The sequence below is a fragment of the Arthrobacter sp. R3-55 genome, assembly GCF_054161505.1.
This window is the reverse complement of record NZ_CP096423.1, coordinates 54,942-69,994: the sequence shown is the minus strand read 5'-3', so window position 1 is coordinate 69,994 and position 15,053 is coordinate 54,942. Positions and strand designations below refer to the sequence as shown.

Below are 15,053 nucleotides of genomic sequence, written 5' to 3'. Positions count from 1 at the left end.
CACGGAATACTGGATCCATGACCGTCCTGAAGTCCACCATCCTCTTTGTTCTGGCCGCAGTTGCAGAGATCGGCGGCGCCTGGCTGATCTGGCAGGCCGTCCGGGAGGGCAAAGCCTGGTGGTGGGCCGGCCTGGGCGTGGTCGCCCTGGGGATCTACGGCTTCTTCGCGGCGTTCCAACCCGATGCACACTTCGGCAGGGTCCTGGCCGCCTATGGGGGCGTGTTCATCGCGGGCTCACTTGCCTGGGGAATGCTGGTGGATGGCTTCCGCCCGGACCGCTGGGACGTGATCGGCGCGGCAATCTGCATGGTTGGGGTGGGCGTCATCATGTTCGCGCCCCGCCCCGGCGGCTAGGCATCAACGCGGCCCGCGAGCCCGGATAAGGCAAAACCCCCGGAAGGTGACCTTCCGGGGGTTTTCTTTGTGCGCGGAGGGGGACTTGAACCCCCACCCCCTTTCGAGGACTAGCACCTCAAGCTAGCGCGTCTGCCATTCCGCCACCCGCGCAAGGTGATCAGGAGAAACAGTGTTTCGTTTTTCTCCTCGACAGCGACAAAGACAGTAACACGAACCTGCCCGATCCGTGGATTCCTGTTCCCTTGGGAGCCTCCCGCTAGGGTTGGGCCCATGGATGCCACACCTGTTAGTGCCTTGCTTTTGACCATCACCTTCTCGGCAATTGGACTTTACGCCCTGTACTTCGTGGTCCGCTCAGGTGTACGCGACGGCATCCTCCAGGCTGACAAGAAGCGAAACGGGGCAACCGACGTCGAACGTTGACGCTGGCTGCCCCGCTGCTGAAGGACGTCTACGACGCCGGTCCCCCACCAATGGTGGCCTGCTCGGCTTCTTTGGTGGCCTCAGGTGTATTTGCGCCACGCTTGCGGTAGCGCCACACGCCGATGCCCACCACGATCGCGGCCAAAGCCAGCGACAGGAAGAGCGACTCGCGCGTGGATTCGATGATGACCATGCCGATGATCAGGGCCACAATCGCGCCGATGGCGATCCACGTGAGGTACGGGAAGAACCACATTTTGAGGTCGAGCTCCTTGGCCGCAGCACCCATGCGCTTGCGCAGGATGAGTTGCGAGGCTGCAATGACCAGCCACACAAAGAGCGCAATGGCTCCGGAGGTGTTCACGAGGAACAGGAACACAGTGTCCGGTGCGATGTAGTTCAGGCCCACCGTCACGAACCCCACCACGGTGGAGGCCAGGACTGCTGCCGCCGGGACACCACGCTTGGAGATCTTCATCCATGATTTCGGGGCATCGCCGCGCTGCGAAAGCGAGAACAGCATGCGGCTGGCGGTGTAAAGGCCGGAGTTCAAGCAGGACAGCACGGAAGTGAGCACAACGATGTCCATGATGGTGCCAGCGCCCGGGATTCCGTAGAGCTCGATCACGGCAACGTACGGGCTCTTTGCAACAGAAGCGTCGTTCCACGGCAGAAGCGTGACAACAATGGCGATGGAGCCGATGTAGAAGATGAGGATGCGCCACACAGTGGACTTCACGGCCTTCTTGACGGCGTCCACGGGGTTTTCCGATTCACCGGCCGCGATGGTGGCGATTTCGGCGCCGAAGAAGGAGAAGACCACCACGAGGATGCCCGCAAGAACCGCGCCCGGACCGTTGGGCATGAAGCCGCCCTGGTCAAGGAGGTTGGCGACGCCCGGCGCGGAAACGCCCGGCATGAGGCCCAGGATGGCAACGATGCCGGCCAGCAGGAAGATGACGATTGCCGCCACCTTGATGGACGCAAACCAGAACTCAAACTCGCCGTAGGACTTCACGGAACCAAGGTTGGTCAGCGTCAGGAGCACCATCAAGATCAGCGCCCAGATCCACTGGTCCACGCCGGGAACCCAGCGGTGCATGATCGCGGCGCCGGCGGTTGCCTCGATGCCCAGGACGATGATCCAGAACCACGCATAGAGCCAGCCAATACTGAAGCCCGCCCAGCGGCCAAGGGCTTTGTCTGCGTAGGTGGAGAACGAGCCGGTCTCCGGGTTGGCTGCAGCCATCTCACCCAGCATGCGCATCACCAGGATGACCACCAGGCCGGCAGCCAGGTAAGCCACGAGGATGCCGGGACCAGCCTGCTGGATGGCAGCGCCGGAGCCAACGAAGAGTCCTGCGCCAATGACGCCGGCGATGGCAATCATGGAGAGGTGACGGGGCTTCAGGGATTTTGAAAGTTGTTGGTCAGCGTGCATGGATCTGCGCCGTCCTTTAGGTGTTCGCGGGGTGGCCGGCGTGGTGTGCCACGGGCCACATGACTCATTCACGCTAACCTGCTAAACAGGCACCACGGCTGTGCAGCCGAACATTTTTACATTGCCAAAAAGGGCTTTGTGCACAAAATGTAATCCTCTGGGCATCTTTTGTTTCGTGCAGAGAACTTTTGAAACAGCCCTGAAATGAGTGTTTGAGGCTTCAGCTCACACTGAAGTGCGGAAGAACAACTCAACAACAGTGGTCAGGAACCGGGGATCCTCAACGCCGCAAAGCTCGCGCGCAGAGTGCATCGACAACAAGGGGATGCCCACGTCTACCGTGCGAATGCCAAGACGAGTAGCAGTCAGGGGCCCAATGGTGGACCCGCACGGGAGATCGTTGTGGGACACATATTCCTGGTAGGGAACACCGGACTCGGCACATAGCCGGGCCCAGAACGCAGCGCCGGTGGCATCAGTGGCGTAGCGCTGATTGGCATTGATCTTCAGCAGCGGCCCGCCGTTCAACACCGGCTTGTTGGCAGGGTCATGCTTCTCCGCATAGTTGGGATGGACAGCGTGGCCCGCATCCGCGGAAACGCAGAACGACGCCGCCAGGGCCTGCCGCCGCTGGCTCACCGAGGCACCGAGCCCGTCCGATACGCGGACCAGAATGTCTTCGAGGATGGGACCGCAGGCGCCGGAGCGTGAGTTGGAGCCGATCTCTTCATGATCGAACGCGGCCAGCACAGCGATGGGGCCCTCTTCCGGTGCTGTTGCAGCGTGGCTGATCAATGCCACCAGGCCCGCGTGGGTGGAGGACAGGTTGTCCATTCGACCTGAAGCGAAGAACTCGCTGTTGGCCCCGAAAACCGCGGGTGGCTGCGTGTCTGCCACCACGACGTCGTACCCGCCAATGTCAGCGGCATCCACCGCGGCACCCTCAACGCGATCCGCGAGCAATGCCAGGAGGTCCTCCCCAACCGGGTCCCCCTGGCCGAAGATCGGGTTCATGTGCTGCTGCTTCGACAGATGCAGCCCATTGTCGTTAACCCCGCGGTCCAAGTGGATGGCCAGCTGGGGGAAGCGAAGAAGAGGGCCAGTGGATGTCAGGTGCTGCGTGCCGTCACGCATGACCAGCCGGCCGGCCAGCTGCAGTTCCCGGTCCAGCCAGGAATTGAGCAGGGGTCCCCCGTAGACCTCGACGCCGGCCTGCAGCCAGCCGAATTTGCCGGTGGTGGGTTTGGGCTTCAGCTTGAAGGACGGTGAGTCCGTGTGCGCGCCGAGGATATTGAAGGCAGTAGTGGGGCCCGCGCCCTTCGGCGTCACCCACGCGATCAGGGCGCCGTCGCGGAGTACGTAGAACCCGCCCGCTCCGCCTTCCCAAGGCTTCAGCTCATCCAGTGCCGTGAAGCCTGCCTCATCCAGGCGACGCGCGGCCTCGTGGACTGCATGGAAACTCGACGGCGAGGCCGAAACGTAGGCGCCGAGGTCCTGGATGTGGTCAATTGCTGAGGAGGCGTTCGAAGGCATGACCCCGAGTCTAGCCCCGCTTGGGGCCGTGATCGGGCTAGACGGTGACGTTCAGGGCAGCCGTATATCCGCCTGCAACCGAACCGGATATAGTCGCCAACTGGTATATGCCTCCGTCGTCACCAAAGACGTTATCCGAGGTCAACGTGGTGTTGGGGAAGTTTCGGGCGCTGGATTCATAGCCGTCCGTGGCGTAGACCTCCTTGCACGCCGCCTCAGTGAGGGCAATCTGGGAGACCGCCAGCACCTGCCCCGCCGTGGTTGTGTTGCTCATGGACTCGAATACCTCAAAGTGAATATGTGGCCATCGCCCGTTGTAGGCACCCGGAAAGACGGTGCTGAAGGTCAGCTGCCCATTGGCGTCAGCCTCCTGCACGCCCCTCAGATAGTTCTCGTTTTCGAGGCCGGAATCGTAGAGGGAATACTTGCCGTTCCGGTCGCAATGCCAGGCGTATACAGCGGCACCAGCCAGTGGCGAGCAACCGTTCGCGTTGTCCAGGAGCGTCAGGGTCACTGTCAGGGGTACTCCCTCAGCGGTTGTTGTGGACGTTCCGAAGCTGGACCTGATGTCCCGGCGGACTACTCCCGACGTTTCAAGCACGTTGGGGCCATTGGAACCATCGGCAGGGTAGGGGCCCAATGTCTCCTCGGGAATCTCCACACCGCACTCCGCGAACGCCCGGGTCACAGTGCTGGTAGCGGAAGGCGAGGCCGCCGTCGTCGAACTTTGACTCGCCATAGCGGCGGCACTGCCAGTGCTCGACGGCGTTGCGCCGCCGCCTCCCGTACCGGGCGTGCAGGCGGCGAGGGCTGCTGCTGTTCCGGCGCCGAGGAGGACGCCTAAAGTGCGCCGCCGGCTGAGGAGCGTGGAGAGATCGAACTCAAGGCCGCGGTCGTGGTCCGGGTGGGGAGTAGTCATGTCTCCATGTAACGCGCGGGGCCTGTGTCCTGTACATGGGGCAGCTGTGGCACATCTGTGAAGAGCGGAGCCGGCGTGCAATATAAACATTTTCATATGCTTGTAATGCGCGTCACGTCATGGCACGATGACTGAACGGACATAAAGACGGAAGGTCACTCGCCATGAACATTGAACTCAAACCGGTGCGCAAACTCCGGATCCACTGGCCAATCCCGGTGGAAACCATGAAGCAACTGGCCGGCGGCGACCTTGGAGCCCTTGACGCCGATGCCGGCATCACCTCCCTGTTGAACGAACTGCAATCTGCGCCCGAACTGGGGGGCTTCGGCAATTACCACCACGTATTCGAGTCCTCTGCGGGTTTCGAGGGCTTCACTGTGGCTGAGGGAGCCAAGCCCACGCTGGGCACCGTAGGACAGCGGACCATCTCGCCGACGTTTGTGTTCACCACCTACTTCGACGACTCCCTGGATCAGCACACGGTCCAGGAGCTGGTGCAAAGGATCGTCGATATCCACCCTTGGGAAGTCCCGGTCATTGAAGTTTCCGGGCCGCTCAACGTCTCCAGCAGCTCCGCAGCGCACGCCGATGTGCGGGTGGCATCATGAGTACTCCACTGTGGCAGGAATTGGCGCCGCTGCTCCGGAACCGGACCTTCACCGACCTGACGCACGCGTTTCATACAGGACAACCGCATTTCCCGGCCTTTCCTGACGAATCCAGGGAAACCCTTTTTGACCTGGAAAAGGGAGACGGATTCACGGCCCACAAGTACTCGATCGTGGGTCAGTGGGGCACCCACGTGGATCCGCCGTCGCATTTTGTCCGCGGCGGCCGCACACTCGACCAATTGCCGGTGGAGGACATGATCCTGCCACTGGTGGTCCTGAATATCAGCGAACGCGTGGCGGCTAATCCGGATGCCACCCCCACCCTGGAGGACGTCCACGGCTGGGAGAGCCGCAACGGGGACATTCCGGCGGGGTCGTTTGTAGCCCTCCGCACCGGATGGAGCCACCGCTGGCCGGACAGTGCCGCCATGGCCAACGTTGACGACGCCGGGATCAGCCACACACCCGGATGGTCGCGGGAAGTACTGGAGTACTTGATCGAAAAGCGCTCAGTCAGCGCGGTGGGGCACGAACAGACTGACACCGACCCCGGCATGGCCACCTCCCGGCAGGATTTCAGCCTGGAAACCTACGTCCTGGCCCAGGACAAATGGCAGATTGAACTCCTTGCCTCCATGGACCATCTTCCGGAAGCCGGAGCCGCACTGGTGGCTACATGGGCCAAGCCGCTCGAGGGCAGCGGTTTTCCGGCCAGGGTTTTCTCCATCCACTAGCCCCTACAGTGACGCCTGGGCAGGCCGAGGGTAGCTAGAATCGATCCATGTCAAAGACCTCCAGCATGGGCCGCGGCATGATGGCCCTTCTTGCAGTGGGGGCGCGTCATGCGGAAGGTTTCGACGGCGGCACGGTGGCCGACGTCGCAGCCCGCCTCGGCAAAGACCGCAGCCAGGTGTCGCGAAGCCTCAAGGGCGCACAGCAGGAAGGCTTCCTGTCACGATCGGAACAACGCGAGTACAGCCTGGACTGGTCAATCCTGACGGACGCCCAACTGGTCACCGAGCAACGGCTGAAGACCGACGGCCTCACCGCCTTGGAGGGGTTGGCCACCGAAACCAACGAGGCCTGCTTCCTGGGCGTACTGAGCGGAAACAGCACCGTCACCATTGGCGAGCAAGTTCCCGAGAGCGCAAACCTTGTGGGTTCCTGGCTGGGCCGTCCCTACCCCGCCTACTGCAGTGATGCCGGCCAGGCGCTCCTGTGGGACGCCCCGGAGTCCGAGATCCGGAAGATCTTTGGCACAGTCGAATTCGTGAAGCACGGGCCCAACACACCGGTATCCGTGGATGATTTCCTTGAACGGCTCAACAACGCCCGCGTCCGCGGATACTCGATTGTTGATGAAGAAGCCGAACCCGGGCTCTACTCGCTGTCCGCGCCCATCCGGGACTTCAAGGGAGATGTCGCGGCGGCCTTGCAAATCGTCGGGCCAAAATCACGGGTGGAACCCCAGCGGGAGGCTTTCGCCGTGGCTCTGGCCTCCTGGCGGACGTGGCTCGAGTCCAGGGTTGGCGGAGTTGCCCGCGCCTAAACGTCCGCCGCCGGCTGGCCGCTGAGGCGTTGGGCGTCGGGTCCCTGGGTGCCAAGGCGTTCGGCGCCGAGCCTCCGGGCGCTGGCGTGAAGAACGGCAGCAATTTCCGGGGCTGCAAGCTCCACCGCGGACTTGCTTCCCAGCACGCTGAGGGCTGCGATGATCCGGCCATCCTCAGCCCGAACGGGAACGGCCAGCTCCCACACTCCATGCTCAAATTCTTCAGCGGCCAGGACATAGCCTCCAGGCCTATCGCGCTCCATCAACTGTGAGACTTCGGGGGCTGTGTGCGCCGCGGCTGGCCCACCAACGCCTATGAAGTTGACATCCCTCAGCAAGGAACTGATTTCCTGTTGCGAATGGTCCCACAGCAAGGCCCGCCCGGAACCTGTGCACCACACCGGCGTCACCATGCCCGGTTTGGCGAACCCACCCAGGACAGAGTTGTTGGTGGACGAACGCAGCAAAAGAACACGGACGCCCTCCCTGACGGACAGCCTGGACCGGAGTCCGAAAGCGGACACCAGTTCTTCAAGCTCAGCACGTGACTGCTGGACCCAAGTGCTGTTAAGGGAAGCTGCCAGGCTGAAGAATCGTGGTCCTGTACGGAAGGGGCCGCGGTCCACCCGTTCCAACAGTCCCAAGTCACACAACTCCTGAGCCAATCGGGAGACCCGGCTTTGCTCCATGTCCAGGCCTGCCGCGAGCTGCGAGACGCCCAGGAGTTGGCGTCCCTGCTTTTCACGGTCCGTGACCATTCGGACAAGGCGAAGTCCCTGGGCCAAGGATGACGCCTCCGGTGACACCTCCACGAAATCCGCTCCTTCCACCAAGCGCTCACGCCATTCTCACACGCTGACACCTGCGGCAAGGACACGGGACCGGTTGGCCCACACCGTGTACAGGTCAGCGAGGATCGCAGCATTCGCGGCTTCAAGTTCCCCTACGGAGACCGTCCCGCCGTCCTGCCCGCCGAAGAGGACTACCTCGTCCCCGGGGCGGACATGCTTCACTGCAGAGACGTCCACAACCATGGAGTTCATGGAGATGATGTCCACCACCGGCACCCGCTGTCCACGGACCAGCACATGCCCCCGCCGGCCAAGTGAGCGTCGATACCCATCGCCGTAGCCCACGGTGACTGTTGCGAGGCGGGAATCCCTGGCAAGGGTATGGGTAAGCCCGTAACCAACGCTGCTTCCGGCCGGGTAGCTGTTGACTGACCCGATCCTGGCCTTGAATGTCATGCAGCGTCGGAACATGGCGTGCCGCGGATCCGAGTCGCCGTACAGCGCAGCGCCTGTGCGCACCATGTCCAACCACGCGGCTGGAACGTTCAGCGTTGCGTAGGAGTTTGCGGCATGCAGCAGGACGTCATGCCGGGGTATCCCTGCTGCGTGAAGGACTGCGCTCGATTCGGCTTTGAAGCGGTCCAGCGCATGCGCCACGTGGTCCACATCGTCCTGCGGAAAGTGCGTCATGATGCCGGCGAGCTCCAATTGCGGATGGCTGATGATTTCCACTGCAGATGCCAGTCCATCAGGGGAGGACACATCGAGGCTGTGTCGGCTGATTCCCGAGGAATTGATGTCCAAGTGCACGCGCAGGCTCCGTCCCTCACCGTCGGCGATCCTGCTCATTTCCCAGGCACTCCGGGGATCAGCAACGAGCTCCTCGATGCCATGGCGAAGTCCGGCCTTGATCTCCTGCGGCGCCGCGGCCCTGACCCGCAACAACCTCCCGGTGAAGCCATGTGCCCGGGCAAGTCCTGCTTCTGCGTTGGTGCCCACCCCTATGTACGGAACACCTGACGCCACCAGGAAAGGCAACAGCAGGTCCGCGCCGTGCCCGTAGGCGTCGGACTTGATCACGGCGCACAGCATGGCCCTTCCCTGGAGCATGCCCAGCATGGACCGGACATTTTCGGAGAAGGCGGCGCCGTCAATCTCAAGCCAACTGGAAAGATCATCTGTCTCCGCAGAGAGTGTTTCCTTCACTGTCATTCTGTTGTCCCCCGGAATTGGCGAACACGGCCGGGCGTGACGCCCGGCCGTGTTCGATGGCCAGTGATGGATCAGGCCAGTGGTGGATCAGGCCGAACGCTTTGCCTTGGCCTTCGGGCCGTAGCGGAAGTGGAAGAACAGGTAGCACGCTGCGACGAAAGGCACGCCGAAGTACAGCGCAGCGATCTGGGTGGGGTCGAATGCAATGCCGATCAGGGACACCAGGCACAAGGTGAAGGCCAGGATGGGCAGGACCGGGAAGAACGGTGCTTTGTAGGCCAAATCGGACACCTTTCCGCCATTGCGGATGAATGCCCTGCGGTGGAAGAAGTGCGAGGCCGTGATGGACATCCACACACCCACCACGGCGAATCCTGCAATGGACACCAGGGCCAGGTAGACAGTCTCCGGTGCAGCCACACTGCTGACCAGTGATGCCAGGCCGCCCACCATGCTGACGGACAGAGCCACCAAGGGAATTCCGCGGCGGGTCAGCTTCTTCAGGGCCCTCGGGCCGTGTCCTTCATCGGCCAGGGAATAGAGCATCCGGGCACAGGAGAACAATCCGCTGTTCCCTGCTGAGAGCAGTGCGGTGATGATGACAAAGTTCATGATGTCCGCTGCGAAGGGGATACCCACTGAAGAGAAGACCGTGACGAACGGGCTCTCATCCAACCCCACTTGGTCAAAGGGGACAGTTGCAGCAATGACGGCGATGGCACCCACAAAGAAGATCAGGAGCCGGATGACTGTGCTGCGCATTGCTTTGGGGATGTTCTTGGCCGGGTCTTTGGTCTCTCCCGCTGCGACGCCGATCAGCTCAGACCCGGAGAAGGCGTAGAAGACGGCCAGGGCGGTTACAAGGACACCGGTGAAACCGTTGGGGAAGAGACCGCCTGAGGTATTGAAATTCTCGAAGAGGAACGGGTGGTTGCCGGATTCCGCAAGGGGGTGGAAGCCGAACAGCGCAGCTCCGCCGAAGACGATCAACGCGATGATTGCCCCCACTTTGACGATCGAGAACCAGAACTCGGATTCCCCGAAGAACTTGGAGGAGAACGCGTTGAAGCCGAAGAGGATGGCAGCGAAGACGAGGCACCACACCCAGACCTCCACGTCGGGGAACCAGCGCTGCATGAGCAAGCCTGAGGCTGTGAACTCAGACCCTATGGCCACTGCCCAGCAGAGCCAGTAAAGCCAGGCCGTGGCGAAGCCCGTTGCCGGACCGATCGAACGGGATGCATAGATGTGGAAGGCGCCGGAGACGGGGTAGGCAATGGCGAGTTCGCCAAGGCATGCCATCACCAGGTAGACCACAAAGGCGCCGACCAAGTAGGCGATCACTGCTCCCAGGGGGCCGGCTTGCGAGATGGTGTAGCCAGAGCTCAGGAAGAGGCCCGAGCCGATTACACCTCCCATCGCAATCATGATCAGATGCCGTGGTCCCATGGACCGGCGCAACCCGGGTTCCGCAGGAGCCAAGGGAGTATCGGCTGGATGATCCAGTTTCAGGGGTGTTGAAGATTCCATGTCTTGTCTCCGTTAAGTGACAGATGCGAACGGTACGCCGATGACTTCCGGAGCAGGGAGCCGTTGGGGGCGCTTGTAGTGACGAAGGTAACACAGATTCTGTGACTTTAGTCATTAAAGACATTTGTGAATGCGAATAACGCACACTATGCCTTCCGCGCATGTCGAAGTGACCATGGAAGAGTCAGAATGCCCCGCCTGGGGCCGGATCAGTCACGGAGGGTGGGGGCGCGGGAAACCGGGAGCCCCACCCCGGCACTACGTCTCCTGGTGGGAGGCCCGCCGGACCACGTTGGACAAGGTTATTGCCGTCACGGTGTCACTCACTCCGGGAAGAGCCGCAATCTGCTCCCAGATCTCCTGGACACGGCCATGGGAACGCGCTTCAACGCGGACAATGAGGTCAAAGTCGCCGCTGAGGACATCACACAAGACCACTTCAGGAATGGATCGGAGCTCGTTCAGTACGTCGGCCCCCCGCATCCTGTCCTTGCGGTACACCATCAGGAAGGCGGAAACCAAGGAATCGACGTCGACTCCGGCTACCACCGTGTAGCCCTGGATATACCCCTGCCGCTCCATGCGATCAATCCGCTGCCTCACCGCATTTCTGGACAGGAGGACCTTGCCGGCAAGTTCAGCGTGCGGGATGCGGGCATTCTTGGTGAGTTCCGCAAGGATTCTCTGATCGATGCTGTCCAGACCAGCCCGCTCCATGTGTCCCTTTCCATCTACATCTGCAGGAACAGCAAGCTCCTGCCCGGACCGAAAGGGCCGCGAAAGACATGATACGTCCCCGCATCCCGGAAGAATGTGCTCAGTAGTCCGGGTTGCTCGGCACCACAAGCCCGGTCTCGTAGGCATACACCACAACTTGCACCCGGTCGCGCAACTGGAGCTTGCTCAAGATCCGGCGTACATGGGTCTTGACGGTCGCTTCCGAGAGGAAGAACTTGTGGGCAATCTCCGCGTTGGACAGGCCCTCGGCAATGGTGGTGAGGATCTCGGTTTCGCGTGGGGTGAGATCGTCAAGCAACGGATCACGGTGGGCTGTTGGCGCCTGCCCGGGTACCGCTCCGCCGCGAACGTACGTTTCCAGAAGCCGTTGCGTCACCCGGGGAGCCACCACGGCATCACCGCTGGCCACGAGCCGCACAGCGTGGACCAGTTCCGACGGAGCTACGTCCTTGAGCAGGAAGGCCGAAGCGCCGGCCTGCAAACCCGTGAAGGCATACTCATCGAGGTCGAAGGTGGTGAGGATGATGACCCGTGCCTCGGACCCTGAGTCCGAGATGCGGCGTGTCGCCTCGATCCCGTCCATGGTGGGCATCCGAACATCCATCAGCACCACGTCCGGTGCCAGCGCTTCCACCTGGCGAACGGCTTCGGCGCCGTCGGACGCCTCACCCACCACGTGGAAGTCGTCCTCGCCTTCCAAGATGAGCCGAAAGCCCATTCGAAGCAGCGGCTGATCGTCCACGAGCAGCACTTTGATGATGTCTTCTGTCATGATTCCCCCTTGTCGCCGGCCCAGTGGAGCTCGGCGTGAACTGCCCAGCCTCCCCTTTTGCTGGGCCCGGCCGTAACGATTCCAGCATAAATTCCGGCGCGTTCATTCATCCCGGCAATGCCCTGGCCAGTGCCGAGGCTGCCCACGGGGTCGCTGCTGCCATCCACGGTTCCGCGGCCGTCGTCGTGCACGTCAATGGTGACCAAATCGGCGTCGCGGGCCACTTGGACGTCAACACGGCTCAGCGAACGGCCGTACCGCAGGACGTTAGTCAGGGACTCCTGGACAATCCGGTAAACGGTGAGTTCAAACGCGGGATCGGCCGGCAGCCCAGGGCCTGAGTGCGCATAATGCAGCGGCAGGCCGGCGGTCCGGAAGCCATCCAGCAGCTTGGCGAGGTTGTGCCCGGATTCCAAGGGCGTGAGCGGCGCCGGCCGTCCGGAGTCGTCGCGAAGTACACCCAGCACGCGGCGCATATCGGCCAAAGCGGCCCTGCCGGTCCGGGACAATTCGCCAAGGACCTCACCCGCGCGCTCCGGGTTCTTCCTGACCACCACGGCGGCACCATCCGAGAGACTGATCATCACAGTCAGGGAGTGCGCCACGACGTCGTGCATTTCACGGGCGATCCTGTTCCGCTCCGTCACCTTGCCCAGCTGCGTGGTGCGGGCTGCCCACGCCGCGATCTCAGCCTCGTGCTCCCGCCGCTGCCGGACCGAAATGCCAATGCCGGTGGCCAAAAGATTGGACAACATGATGGTCACCGCTGTGGCGATGTTGTTGATCAGGTGGAAATTCTCCGGGACGTCCTGCAGGGCGTCCATCCCGCTGGGACTGGTCCACATGAAGAGATAGAGCAGGCTCAGGGGCAGGCTGGCGGCCACGAACACCACTAAAGCAAGGCTGCGTTTCCGGATGGAGGCCACGGCATAGAGCGCGAACCACAAACCTGCCGAGACGTTCGAACCCCACGGATTCAGGATGGTGGCCGCAATTTCAAGGAGGACGACGGCCAGCACAACCTGCAGCGGGAATTGCCGCCTGAAGATCAATGCGATGGCAATCATCAGCAGGATTGCCACCACCAGCCACTTGCCATCGATGATGGAGGTGATGATGGTGGGCAACGCCAACAGAACGTAGCTAAGGATCACCACAGCGTCCATGGCACGCGGCCGCTTGTAGAAGTAGCGGCGGATCCTGCCCCTGCGGCGCTGGGTGATTTCAGCGAAGGACGCGTCCACCGTAGCGGTGGCCGCGTCCTTCACCAGTGGAGCTTCAGTCATGAATTGAGCCTAGACGGCAACCCGTCCTAGACGTCCCGCTTCTTCAACAGGATCATGGCCAGAGCCACCGGAACAACAACCCACGCGCCCAGGACCAGCGCAGCCTGCCACGCTTCCAGCGTTTCAGGAACATGCTCGACGGCGGTCATGGGAGTAATGGTGCTGGTGGGCAGGTACTTGTTGGCTTCCTTGAAGAAGTCGCCGGGAATGAGCTGGAAGGCAATCGGTGCAACGAACAGGAGCCCTACCAGGCTCATGATGCCGCCGGCCGAGTTCCGCACGATGGTTCCCAGGGCCATGCCAATGGCGGCTACTGCTGCCACATAGAGGCTGTTGACCAGGAGAAGCTTGACGGACTGCGAGCTGCCAAGGTCCAGCTTGAGGTCGTAGTTGTCCACGATGGGCAGTGAGACCAAGCCGGCGATATAGATGGATACAGCGGTCAGGAGGAAGGCGCTGACCATGACCACAACCAGCTTGGCCAGGAACGGTGAGAGCCTCTTGGGAACGGCGGCAAACGTGGAGCGTGCCATTCCCGTGGTGAATTCGGAGCTCATGAGCAGGACACCCAGTGAACCGAGGATGAGCTGGGCGAACGAGATGCCGGAGCTGGGAATGCTGACCGCGAGGTCCCCGCCTTGGGCAGCCATGGCGGCCGCTGCTTCGGGATCGCTGGCAACCTGCTCGGCGAACTGACCGGTTCCCCATGCTGAGAGGGCCGCGAAGCCCACCATCACCAGTGCTGTGGAGGCCAAGAGGATCAGCGTGGACATCAGGGTGCGGAACTTGATGAATTCCGAGTTCAGCACACGGTGGAATGCCGGTCCCGGACCGACGGAGTTGCGGATGGACTTGCGGTCCATAGTGGTGGTGCTCATGTCTATTTCCCTCCGGCCTGGGCGGGAACCGATGCCCCGGTGGTGATGTGCGAGTGGTATTCCACCTCGTCCTTGGTCAGTTCCATGTACGCCTCTTCCAGGCTGGCCTGGAGCGGGGTCAGCTCGTACACCATGACCTGGTTCTCCAGCGCAGTCCGGGCAATGCCCCGGGGGTCCAGTCCGGACACTTCCAGGAGCTCGCGCTCGTGGACCTCAACGGAAACTCCGGTGCCCGCCAGGAGCTGCATGAGGCGTTCCGGCTGGTCGGTGCGGACGCGCGTCCGTACCTGGCCCTTGCCGGTGATGATTTCGGCGATGGGCGCATCGGCAATGATCTTGCCGCGGCCGATCACAATAAGGTGGTCCGCGGTGAGTGCCATTTCGCTCATGAGGTGGCTGGACAGGAAGACCGTGCGCCCCTCGGAGGCCAGGTACTTCACGAGGTTGCGGACCCAGACCACACCTTCAGGATCAAGGCCGTTGACCGGCTCGTCCAGAATGATGGTTTGGGGATCGCCCAGCAGCGCGGCGGCGATGCCGAGGCGCTGACCCATTCCGAGCGAGAAGCCCTTGACCTTCTTCTTGGCGACGTCCCCCAGGCCGGTCATTTCAATGACTTCGCGGACCCTGCTCTTGGGGATGCTGTGCGTCGCTGCCATGGCGAGCAGGTGGTTGTAGGCGGTACGGCTCGTGTGGACTGCCTTGGCGTCCAGGAGGGCGCCGATTTCGCGAAGCGGTGCCTTGTGCTGTGCGAACGGTTCACCGTTCACCGTCACAGAGCCCGACGACGGAGTGTCCAGCCCCATGATCATGCGCATGGTGGTGGACTTGCCGGCGCCGTTCGGACCCAGGAAGCCCGTCACCCGTCCCGCTTGGACAGTGAAACTGACACCGCCGACGGCGGTCTTCTCGCCGTAGACCTTGGTCAGGCCTTTTGCTTCGATCATGGAAGCGTTCCCTCCTCGGAGCACATGAGTGTGCAGATGAGTTTTGAATGTACTCACTACG

Annotated in this window: 16 protein-coding genes and 1 tRNA gene; 5 read left to right on the top strand and 12 right to left on the bottom strand. The window is 62.2% G+C overall.

Annotated features, from left to right (window positions below):
- Positions 1–17: 17 nt before the first annotated feature.
- Positions 18–356, top strand: a complete 339-nt coding sequence (locus M1D51_RS00290) for a YnfA family protein (RefSeq protein WP_458108078.1) — start codon at positions 18–20, stop codon at positions 354–356.
- Positions 357–426: 70 nt separating this feature from the next.
- On the opposite strand, the gene M1D51_RS00285 is transcribed toward M1D51_RS00290, so the two are convergent.
- Positions 427–509: transfer RNA gene (locus M1D51_RS00285), tRNA-Leu, on the bottom strand.
- 120 nt (positions 510–629) lie between these two features.
- Here M1D51_RS00285 and M1D51_RS00280 point away from each other — a divergent pair.
- On the top strand, positions 630–782 hold the full coding sequence (locus M1D51_RS00280) for a hypothetical protein (RefSeq protein ID WP_172322418.1): 153 nt from the start codon (positions 630–632) through the stop codon (positions 780–782).
- Between the two features lie 28 nt (positions 783–810).
- On the opposite strand, the gene M1D51_RS00275 is transcribed toward M1D51_RS00280, so the two are convergent.
- The 3 genes from M1D51_RS00275 to M1D51_RS00265 form a co-directional block, all read right to left on the bottom strand.
- Positions 811–2,223: an amino acid permease gene (locus M1D51_RS00275; protein ID WP_458108077.1), complete on the bottom strand. Its 1,413-nt coding sequence runs from the start codon at positions 2,221–2,223 to the stop codon at positions 811–813.
- 225 nt (positions 2,224–2,448) lie between these two features.
- A complete protein-coding gene (locus tag M1D51_RS00270) occupies positions 2,449–3,756 on the bottom strand; it encodes a M18 family aminopeptidase (RefSeq protein ID WP_458108076.1) in 1,308 nt (435 codons plus the stop codon).
- A 37-nt stretch (positions 3,757–3,793) separates the two neighbouring features.
- The gene (locus M1D51_RS00265; RefSeq protein WP_458108075.1) at positions 3,794–4,675 is read right to left on the bottom strand and encodes an intradiol ring-cleavage dioxygenase; all 882 of its coding nucleotides are present in this window, start codon (positions 4,673–4,675) and stop codon (positions 3,794–3,796) included.
- Positions 4,676–4,839: 164 nt separating this feature from the next.
- Between M1D51_RS00265 and M1D51_RS00260 the strand changes: the two genes are divergently transcribed.
- The 3 genes from M1D51_RS00260 to M1D51_RS00250 are packed head-to-tail and all read left to right on the top strand — an operon-like array spanning position 4,840 to position 6,838.
- Positions 4,840–5,286 carry a hypothetical protein gene (locus tag M1D51_RS00260; RefSeq protein ID WP_458108074.1) on the top strand — a complete coding sequence of 149 codons (447 nt, stop codon included), beginning with the start codon at positions 4,840–4,842 and terminating at the stop codon, positions 5,284–5,286.
- A complete protein-coding gene (locus M1D51_RS00255; protein WP_458108073.1) occupies positions 5,283–6,023 on the top strand; it encodes a cyclase family protein in 741 nt (246 codons plus the stop codon). The genes M1D51_RS00260 and M1D51_RS00255 overlap by 4 nt, the downstream gene beginning before the upstream one ends.
- 47 nt (positions 6,024–6,070) lie before the next feature.
- Positions 6,071–6,838: an IclR family transcriptional regulator gene (locus M1D51_RS00250; protein ID WP_458108072.1), complete on the top strand. Its 768-nt coding sequence runs from the start codon at positions 6,071–6,073 to the stop codon at positions 6,836–6,838.
- Here the strand turns inward: M1D51_RS00250 and M1D51_RS00245 are convergent.
- The 8 genes from M1D51_RS00245 to M1D51_RS00210 all read right to left on the bottom strand — a co-directional run bounded on the left by M1D51_RS00245 (position 6,835) and on the right by M1D51_RS00210 (position 14,992).
- Positions 6,835–7,650: an IclR family transcriptional regulator gene (locus tag M1D51_RS00245; protein ID WP_458108071.1), complete on the bottom strand. Its 816-nt coding sequence runs from the start codon at positions 7,648–7,650 to the stop codon at positions 6,835–6,837. The genes M1D51_RS00250 and M1D51_RS00245 overlap by 4 nt on opposite strands.
- Positions 7,651–7,686: 36 nt before the next feature.
- Positions 7,687–8,835, bottom strand: coding sequence for an alanine racemase (gene alr, locus M1D51_RS00240; protein ID WP_458108070.1), 1,149 nt, complete (start codon positions 8,833–8,835; stop codon positions 7,687–7,689).
- 93 nt (positions 8,836–8,928) lie between these two features.
- Positions 8,929–10,371, bottom strand: coding sequence for an amino acid permease (locus M1D51_RS00235; protein WP_172322409.1), 1,443 nt, complete (start codon positions 10,369–10,371; stop codon positions 8,929–8,931).
- A gap of 258 nt (positions 10,372–10,629) precedes the next feature.
- Complete coding sequence (locus M1D51_RS00230; protein WP_458108069.1) at positions 10,630–11,088, bottom strand: Lrp/AsnC family transcriptional regulator; 459 nt, start codon at positions 11,086–11,088, stop codon at positions 10,630–10,632.
- A gap of 100 nt (positions 11,089–11,188) precedes the next feature.
- Entirely contained in the window at positions 11,189–11,881 is a 693-nt protein-coding gene (locus tag M1D51_RS00225) for a response regulator (RefSeq protein ID WP_172322407.1), read from the bottom strand.
- Positions 11,878–13,167: a sensor histidine kinase gene (locus tag M1D51_RS00220; RefSeq protein WP_458108068.1), complete on the bottom strand. Its 1,290-nt coding sequence runs from the start codon at positions 13,165–13,167 to the stop codon at positions 11,878–11,880. The genes M1D51_RS00225 and M1D51_RS00220 overlap by 4 nt, the downstream gene beginning before the upstream one ends.
- A gap of 26 nt (positions 13,168–13,193) precedes the next feature.
- Positions 13,194–14,045, bottom strand: a complete 852-nt coding sequence (locus M1D51_RS00215; RefSeq protein WP_172326196.1) for an ABC transporter permease — start codon at positions 14,043–14,045, stop codon at positions 13,194–13,196.
- A 2-nt stretch (positions 14,046–14,047) separates the two neighbouring features.
- Positions 14,048–14,992 (bottom strand): ABC transporter ATP-binding protein, encoded by a 945-nt coding sequence (locus M1D51_RS00210; protein ID WP_458108067.1) that lies wholly within the window; start codon positions 14,990–14,992, stop codon positions 14,048–14,050.
- Positions 14,993–15,053: the final 61 nt, after the last annotated feature.

Bases quoted from the DNA above. Each gene is read 5' to 3' on its own strand.
- M1D51_RS00290 (WP_458108078.1), top strand. From the start codon at position 18: ATGACCGTCCTGAAGTCCACCATCCTCTTTGTTCTGGCCGCAGTTGCA.
- M1D51_RS00280 (WP_172322418.1), top strand. From the start codon at position 630: ATGGATGCCACACCTGTTAGTGCCTTGCTTTTGACCATCACCTTCTCG.
- M1D51_RS00275 (WP_458108077.1), bottom strand. From the start codon at position 2,223: ATGCACGCTGACCAACAACTTTCAAAATCCCTGAAGCCCCGTCACCTC.
- M1D51_RS00270 (WP_458108076.1), bottom strand. From the start codon at position 3,756: ATGCCTTCGAACGCCTCCTCAGCAATTGACCACATCCAGGACCTCGGC.
- M1D51_RS00265 (WP_458108075.1), bottom strand. From the start codon at position 4,675: ATGACTACTCCCCACCCGGACCACGACCGCGGCCTTGAGTTCGATCTC.
- M1D51_RS00260 (WP_458108074.1), top strand. From the start codon at position 4,840: ATGAACATTGAACTCAAACCGGTGCGCAAACTCCGGATCCACTGGCCA.
- M1D51_RS00255 (WP_458108073.1), top strand. From the start codon at position 5,283: ATGAGTACTCCACTGTGGCAGGAATTGGCGCCGCTGCTCCGGAACCGG.
- M1D51_RS00250 (WP_458108072.1), top strand. From the start codon at position 6,071: ATGTCAAAGACCTCCAGCATGGGCCGCGGCATGATGGCCCTTCTTGCA.
- M1D51_RS00235 (WP_172322409.1), bottom strand. From the start codon at position 10,371: ATGGAATCTTCAACACCCCTGAAACTGGATCATCCAGCCGATACTCCC.
- M1D51_RS00230 (WP_458108069.1), bottom strand. From the start codon at position 11,088: ATGGAGCGGGCTGGTCTGGACAGCATCGATCAGAGAATCCTTGCGGAA.
- M1D51_RS00225 (WP_172322407.1), bottom strand. From the start codon at position 11,881: ATGACAGAAGACATCATCAAAGTGCTGCTCGTGGACGATCAGCCGCTG.
- M1D51_RS00220 (WP_458108068.1), bottom strand. From the start codon at position 13,167: ATGACTGAAGCTCCACTGGTGAAGGACGCGGCCACCGCTACGGTGGAC.
- M1D51_RS00215 (WP_172326196.1), bottom strand. From the start codon at position 14,045: ATGAGCACCACCACTATGGACCGCAAGTCCATCCGCAACTCCGTCGGT.
- M1D51_RS00210 (WP_458108067.1), bottom strand. From the start codon at position 14,992: ATGATCGAAGCAAAAGGCCTGACCAAGGTCTACGGCGAGAAGACCGCC.